Genomic DNA, 3,480 nt, shown 5'->3' on the forward strand with positions numbered 1-3,480 from the left:
CGGCAAGACAGTCGAAATAGTATGTTTCTATGTTGTTCCGGCTTAAAATATCTAGAAGAAGGTAGAGACCTGCTGGATGCATCCACTCATCATATAATTTGAAATCAGCGACACAGGGATTGATTACGAGTACTCTGGATTGCTTTGAAAACGGCATCGACAGTGGGTTCCGTGGAAATGCCCCGATATGAGCATCTGGTCCGTAATAAACTTAAACTCTGTTTTCCTGAAAGGAAAAATATGTCTTTTAAGGGCTGGGAACGGGTAAAAATAATCACTTCCGATCATCAGCAGGTCGAGGCACTGGCCCCTCTTATCATCTCAGCAAGCCGTTCTACAGATATTCCGGCGTTTTATGCTCAATGGTTCATGGATCGGCTGAAAAGAGGTTATGTGCGATGGATCAATCCGTTTAACGGAAAATCGACTTTCGTATCATTTGAAAAGGTACGCCTTATTGTTTTCTGGTCAAAGGATCCATCACCGATAATCCCATTACTCGATGAACTTGACCGCAGGGGAATTTGTTACCTCTTTCAGGTCACACTGAACGATTATGAAAAGGAATCCCTTGAAAAAAGGGTCCCTCCTCTGGAAAACCGGATAAAAACTTTCAGGAAGCTCTCGGAGAGGGCAGGGAAGAGAAAGGTTATGTGGCGCTTTGATCCCCTGATTTTATCCGATAGAATCTCCCCGGAGATCTTGTGTGAAAGAATCGGGAAAATCGGAGATGAGATTTGTGCTTACACGGAGCGGCTGACTCTTAGTTTTCTGTCCCTTTACGCAAGTGTAGACAGAAACTTTCGTATTGCCGGTATAAAAGTGCGTCAATTCAGCCCCGAAGATATCAATTACATGGGGGGCTATCTGTTAAAGAAAAATGCAGAATGGGGTCTGAATATGCTCTCTTGTGCTGAAAAAACAGACCTGAGCAGGTTCGGGATCGGGCATGGAAGTTGTATCGATCCGATACTGATAGGAGATCTTTTCGGTGATGACCCGATACTTGGAGATTTCCTGGGGCTGGAAAAAAGCACCAATCTTTTTGGTAAAGAGACTGTCATCAGGAAAAAATTTAAAGATCCCGGGCAGAGAGACCTCTGTGGTTGTATCGTGAGCAAAGATATCGGACGTTACAACACATGCCCTCATCTCTGTACCTATTGCTACGCAAACAGTTATCCAGGAAAAGTGCTTGAGCAGTACAAATCACGGCAGGAATTCGGGGATTCTTTATAAGTTTGGGAGCAGGGGAGAGAGGTGGAAGATCCGTTCCTGTATTCTCTATTTATGGCGGAGTTAAAACATAGTTATGGAGGGATGGTTGGCAGAAGGCCAACCATCCTCTGCTGTATCCTTAAAAGATATCAATCTTCTTCGAAACTCTCAGAAGTGTCTTCTTCATCATAATCTGATTCATAAGCTGCGGCAGTCCATTGAGGCATACTGACTTTTATTGAGGTTTTGCTCTCTTTTTCCCCGTATGAGGAGGCATACGAAGGACGCTCAGGTTTCCCTCTTCCGCCTTTTGACTCCAGGAAATGTGCGGCTTTTATCTGATCTGCATTGTAAGCCTTGGTCAGGGCAGTTTCTTCGTACAGATCTATATCATTCACATTAGCCCCGTTTGCGATTAAAACTTCAAGAATTTTAACATGTCCTCTTTCAGCGGCAAGCATAAGTGGGGTTGCTCCCCTTACCTTTCCCTTGCAGTTCACGTCTGCCCCGGCTTTTATCAGATTTGTAACAACTGTATTGTAGCCCTCTTCTGCCGCACGCATCAGTGCTGTGTAGCCGGAGTTATCGGCTGTATTTACATCAGCCTTCTTTTCGATCAGAAATTTGACTAACTCATTGTGCCCTCCCCAGGCAGCTTCGATCAAGGCAGTCCTTCCATTTGCATCGGTAGCATTAATATCTGTTCCCTCATTGACCAGCTTTTTCACAGAGACCAGGTCCCCCTTGGCGCTGGAGCGGATCAGACTCATAAGCCCTCCTTATTGCATATTATTATGAGTTGAAAGTTTAAGTTTGTTGTCCGTTTTTAAGTTGAAACAATCCTGAAAAATAAAATTTTTTAACAATAGCCACGCAATTATACTTCCAGATTAACCGGAAAGGCAAGAAAATTTTCAATCGTACCCGGTTGCACCTTATTGACAAGTACATTGCCGATTATTCTTGACTTTCCGAAGAAAAAACTATAATTTTTTAACGTTAATATCTGAATTATCTGTACTTCAGGCATTTTATACTCAGATACTAATAATAACAAAAATTTTCTTCTTAGAATCATGAAAAATCAAATAATCAGGGAATCAAGATCACAATCGGTGTTAGAATAAAAGGATAAAAATCCTGTCCCATATTAAAACCAGAGCAATCAATTAAAGATTAATCAGCGGTAAAGGAGGATGTATGGCAAAAAACAAAGACAAGGGTGTTACCAAAAACAACAAACCGAAGCTGACAGTCAAAGAGAAAAAAGAGAAGAAAAAAGCAAAGCAGGCAAAAGCTGCTTCAATATGAAAAAAAGCCCCGCAAAAGCGGGGCTTTTTTCATTAGATAATACCCTGATCAATCATAGCATCCGCTACCTTGACAAACCCTCCGATATTGGCGCCATTGACGTAATTGATGAAATCACCATCCTTGCCGTACCTGACACACTGCTCATGAATCGCCTTCATGATTCCCTGCAACTTTGAATCCACTTCCTCGCGGTTCCAGCTCAGGCGCATGCTGTTCTGAGTCATCTCAAGACCGCTGCAGGCAACACCACCGGCATTGGAGGCCTTTCCGGGAGCATATAGAATTTTCTTTTCCAGGAAAACCTCTACTGCATCAGATGTGCTGGGCATATTGGCACCTTCACCAACACAGATACAACCGTTTTTAACCAGCTCTTCTGCCTCGCTCTTCTCTATCTCATTCTGAGTTGCACAGGGAAGAGCAATATCACACTTGATCCCCCAGGGGCGTTTTCCTTCGAGGTATGTGCAGTTGTATTTATCTGCATATTCCTTTATGCGCCCGCGCTTTATGTTCTTGAGTTCCTTAACAAATGCCAGTTTTTCCTCGTCTATCCCATCAGGATCGTAGATGGTACCGTTTGAATCGGAAAGTGAAACAACCTTTGCACCCATCTGAGTAGCTTTCTCGGTTGCGAACTGAGCTACATTCCCGGAACCGGAAACAGTGACAATTTTTCCTTTGAAACTTTCATTTCTGGTCTTAAGCATTTCATCACAGAAGTATACAAGGCCATAACCAGTCGCTTCCGGCCTGATCAGGCTTCCACCCCAGTTAAGTCCTTTCCCTGTAAGCACTCCTGTAAACTCATTTCTGAGTCTTTTGTATTGACCAAACATAGACCCGATTTCACGTGCACCGGTTCCAATGTCTCCTGCCGGAACATCTGTATCTGCACCAACATGACGGCTCAGTTCAGTCATGAACGCCTGACAGAAACGCATCACC

The 3,480-nt window shown here is 43.5% G+C and carries 3 protein-coding genes; 1 reads left to right on the forward strand and 2 read right to left on the reverse strand.

What is annotated here, in order from left to right; translation table 11 throughout:
* Positions 1-303 precede the first annotated feature (303 nt).
* Positions 304-1,239 carry a DUF1848 domain-containing protein gene (locus GX089_08215; protein NLP02463.1) on the forward strand — a complete coding sequence of 312 codons (936 nt, stop codon included), beginning with the start codon at positions 304-306 and terminating at the stop codon, positions 1,237-1,239.
* Between the two features lie 128 nt (positions 1,240-1,367).
* Here GX089_08215 and GX089_08220 read toward each other — a convergent pair whose 3' ends face one another.
* Both GX089_08220 and GX089_08225 read right to left on the reverse strand, forming a co-directional pair.
* The gene (locus GX089_08220) at positions 1,368-1,988 is read right to left on the reverse strand and encodes an ankyrin repeat domain-containing protein (protein NLP02464.1); all 621 of its coding nucleotides are present in this window, start codon (positions 1,986-1,988) and stop codon (positions 1,368-1,370) included.
* Between the two features lie 573 nt (positions 1,989-2,561).
* Positions 2,562-3,480 (reverse strand): glutamate dehydrogenase (locus GX089_08225; protein ID NLP02465.1); only part of this gene is annotated, 919 nt, incomplete at its 5' end.

It is taken from the genome of Fibrobacter sp. (assembly GCA_012523595.1).
Classification (GTDB): Bacteria; Fibrobacterota; Chitinivibrionia; order Chitinivibrionales; family Chitinispirillaceae; genus JAAYIG01.